Annotated in this window: 4 protein-coding genes; all 4 read left to right on the plus strand. The window is 52.9% G+C overall.

Annotated elements, in window-relative coordinates:
* On the plus strand, positions 1 to 917 hold a 917-nt coding region (locus AB1690_05070; protein ID MEW6014672.1), incomplete at its 5' end, for a hypothetical protein.
* Between the two features lies 1 nt (position 918).
* The gene (locus AB1690_05075; GenBank protein ID MEW6014673.1) at positions 919 to 1737 is read left to right on the plus strand and encodes a hypothetical protein; all 819 of its coding nucleotides are present in this window, start codon (positions 919 to 921) and stop codon (positions 1735 to 1737) included.
* Positions 1738 to 1771: 34 nt separating this feature from the next.
* Positions 1772 to 3007 (plus strand): fibronectin type III domain-containing protein, encoded by a 1236-nt coding sequence (locus AB1690_05080; GenBank protein MEW6014674.1) that lies wholly within the window; start codon positions 1772 to 1774, stop codon positions 3005 to 3007.
* 11 nt (positions 3008 to 3018) lie between these two features.
* Positions 3019 to 3438 (plus strand): hypothetical protein (locus AB1690_05085; GenBank protein ID MEW6014675.1); only part of this gene is annotated, 420 nt, incomplete at its 3' end.

Raw genomic sequence — 3438 nt, forward strand, 5'->3', positions numbered from 1 at the left:
CGACAATGAATAATCTCGGACTAATTATATCTTTTCTTATTATCGGCGTCGGCTTGCTCTGGTTTCTGATACGGGCATGGCAGGGGAAAGAAGTGGAGCGGCGGGTGATATTCGTTTTCATCGGACTGGCGGTTTCGGTCCCGATACTTTTCAGTATCACCTTCGCCGAGAAAGCCTCCCCCATTGTGGAAGCGGTCTATGACAAAATTGATAATCTTCCGCCCGGCTCCCGGGTGCTGATTTCGTACGATTACGGTCCCTCGATGGCTCCCGAAGTGGAGCCGATGTCGAATGCCTTTTTGCGTCATTCTCTGGCGAAAGGGCACAAGGTCTACCTGATGGGTCTCTGGGCGACCGGGCAATCTCTTGCCGCCACGGCCGTCGACAGCATCATCAAAAGAGAGTTTCCGGAGAAAGTCTACGGCGCAGATTACGTCAATCTGGGGTACAAGGCTGGCAATCAGGGAGTCCTCAATGTAATCATCACCGATATCAGAAAAATGTATCTGACCGATGTCGGCGGGATTGACCTCGATTCGCTGCCGATTATGGATGGCGTTAAATCGCTTCGAAATATGAACCTGCTGATGTCGGTCGGCGGCGGTTTTCCCGGCATAAAGGAGTGGATTCAGTTTGCCGGCGACCCGGGGCATATCCCGGTAGCGGGAGGAAGCGCCGCTGTCTCGGCGCCACTGCTATATCCGTATTACCCCACACAGTTACTGGGCTTGCTCGGCGGAATAAAAGGGGCGGCCGAGTATGAGGCGGAGTTGAAACGTCATTATCCCCAGTTTGCCGAGACACCGCAGCCGGGCATCAAGATGATGGGTCCGCAAACTTTGGCGCACCTGGTGATAATGGCTTTCATTATAATCGGCAATATCTCATACTTTGTCGCGCGCAGAAGGCGGGGATGATATGAACGGCAGTAGATGGATGCTGATTATCTTGATTGCGGTCGTGGCGCTCTTCCTTGTAAGTTGGGCGATTAAATCTTTCCCGTCGTCGGGTGTTACCGTATCCTGGTCATCAATTCGTCATGCCTTCTTCGTGACCCTGGCGGCATTTGTGACTCTGGCGATTTTTTCCTTTCTCTATAAAGACAATCCTTATTACAAGTTTGCCGAGCATCTCTTTGTCGGGGTTTCGGCGGCGTACTGGATGTGTGTTGGCTTCTGGTCAACCTTTGTCGGCAATCTGATTCCGCGCATCTCGCCGGGACTGTCGAAGTTCTTTGGGGTACCGTACAAAGAGTTCACTTTCTACTATTTTGTGCCGCTTATCCTGGGGATTCTGCTTCTCATGCGACTTTCGTCGAAAGCCGGATGGCTCTCTCGCTGGGCGCTGGCGTTCATTGTCGGCACCACTGCCGGGCTCAATCTTATTCGATATCTGCGCTCCGATTTTATAAGCCAGGTGAGTAATACTTTCGTGCCGCTGCTGGTGCAATGGAAAGGCGCGGGAGCGTTCTTTTCCGATTTTTCCCTGGCTTCGGGAGGGCAGTTCACCCTGATGCTGACCAACTGGGTGATTTTTATCGGGACTTTCTGCGGGCTGATTTACTTCTTCTTCTCCAAGGAACATAAGGGCGTTTTCGGGGCGGCCTCGCGCGTCGGTATCTGGGTGTTGATGATAACTTTCGGCGCCTCCTTCGGATACACCGTTATGGGGCGTGTGTCGCTTCTGGTGGGGCGACTGACTTTCCTTTTTGATGACTGGCTGGGACTATTAAATTGAGTAATTATAGATTGGTATAAGGTATGAGGTGTCTATGAAACGTCAACTTCTGTTGCTGCTTCTGCTCTGTCTTGCCGTGGCGGCCCCCCCGGCGACAGCGCAGACAGCGGAAGACAGCCTGTTATCCGGTGAGACCACCGGGGCGCTTACGGTTGCGCCCGGTCCGGTATCCAATATTCAGCTTAAGGATACCGACAATGACCATGGCCATTCGGTGACGCTCTCGTGGGAGATTTCGCCTGATGATGGCGCCGGTCTCAACAACGTTATCGGTTATGAGATCTACCGGGCTCCATCGATGGAGGGACCGTTTGTGAAACGGGCGGGGGTGCCGGCCGGGTCACATTCTCATGTCGATGTCGGCTCCAAGGAGAAAGACTCTCCCGACTATATGGAGGACTACATCGATTATTACTACAAAATCAGAACGATAACCGCCGACAGCGCCGTCTATGCCGAATCGGCCGTGGCAGGACCGATACAGTCCTACGGACAATGGTTCAATACCGGCCGCGTGCCGGTGCTGATATTTGTCGCCTGCTTTCTGGCTCTGACCCTCTATTTCATTAATCGTGCCAAAGGGGGAGCCGACCTCTATGTTCGTCCTCTGGCAGGAATCGGGGCTGTCGATGAAGCGATAGGCCGCGCCACCGAAATGGGAAAGCCGATTCTCTACGTGCTTGGGCTGGGCACCGCCGCTGATATCGCGACTATTGCCTCGTACACCATTCTGGGACGAGTGGCTAAAAAGGTTGCCGAGTATCAGACCGGGCTAATTGTGCCCTGCTACGACCCGATTGTCATGACTGTGGCGCAGGAAACGGTGAAAGCCTCGTATGCCGATGCCGGCCGACCCGACGCTTACAAAGAAGATATGGTCTATTTTGTGACGCAGTCACAGTTCGCCTATGTGGCGGCGGTGAATGGCACCATGCTCCGTGACCATCCCGCCACCAACATCTATATGGGGAAATTCTACGCCGAGTCGCTGATTCTGGCCGAGACCGGGGCTCTGGCCGGCTCAATTCAGATTGCCGGCACCGATGAAATAGCCCAGATTCCGTTTTTCGTTGTCGCCTGCGACTACACTCTTATCGGCGAGGAGCTCTATGCGGCGTCGGCTTATCTGGGACGGGAGCCGCTTCTGTTGGGCTCCCTCAAAGCGCAGGACTATGCCAAAGCCGGGGTCATTTTGATTGCCGTGGTCGGTTTCATACTGCTGAACTTCGGCGTTGACGGTTTCAAAGAATTCTTCTTCGTGAGCAATTGAGGAGATAGACTATGAAGAGACAATTACCGTTATTTCTGGTTCTTATATTCGGTCTCTTTGGGATTGTCCAGTACTTCATTCCTCACGAGAAATCGGAATGGATGTACGAATTCCTCCTCGACTGGATATATATCATCGGAATATTCGCCCTCGCGCTGGGTATCTGGTCGCTTATGCGCGTCTCCTGGGACAAGATAAAGCATAAACGTCAGAACTGGCAGTACTCGATTGTGACCCTGACCGGGCTGTTTGCGATGATTTTCTTCGGATTCAATTATTTCCGCGATTTCTTCAATTCGGCCGGGCTGCAGAACTATATGTTCCGCGCCTTTTTTGATTATATAATGATTCCGATACAGGCGACTATGTTTTCCCTGCTGGCGTTTTTTATCGCCTCGGCCGCCTATCGGGCATTCCGCGCTCGTTCCCTT

The sequence above is a fragment of the Candidatus Zixiibacteriota bacterium genome (assembly GCA_040753495.1).
Taxonomy (GTDB): Bacteria; Zixibacteria; MSB-5A5; order GN15; family PGXB01; genus DYGG01.

Coding starts and splice junctions, on each gene's coding strand:
- AB1690_05075 (MEW6014673.1), top strand. CDS start 919: ATGAACGGCAGTAGATGGATGCTGATTATCTTGATTGCGGTCGTGGCG.
- AB1690_05080 (MEW6014674.1), top strand. CDS start 1,772: ATGAAACGTCAACTTCTGTTGCTGCTTCTGCTCTGTCTTGCCGTGGCG.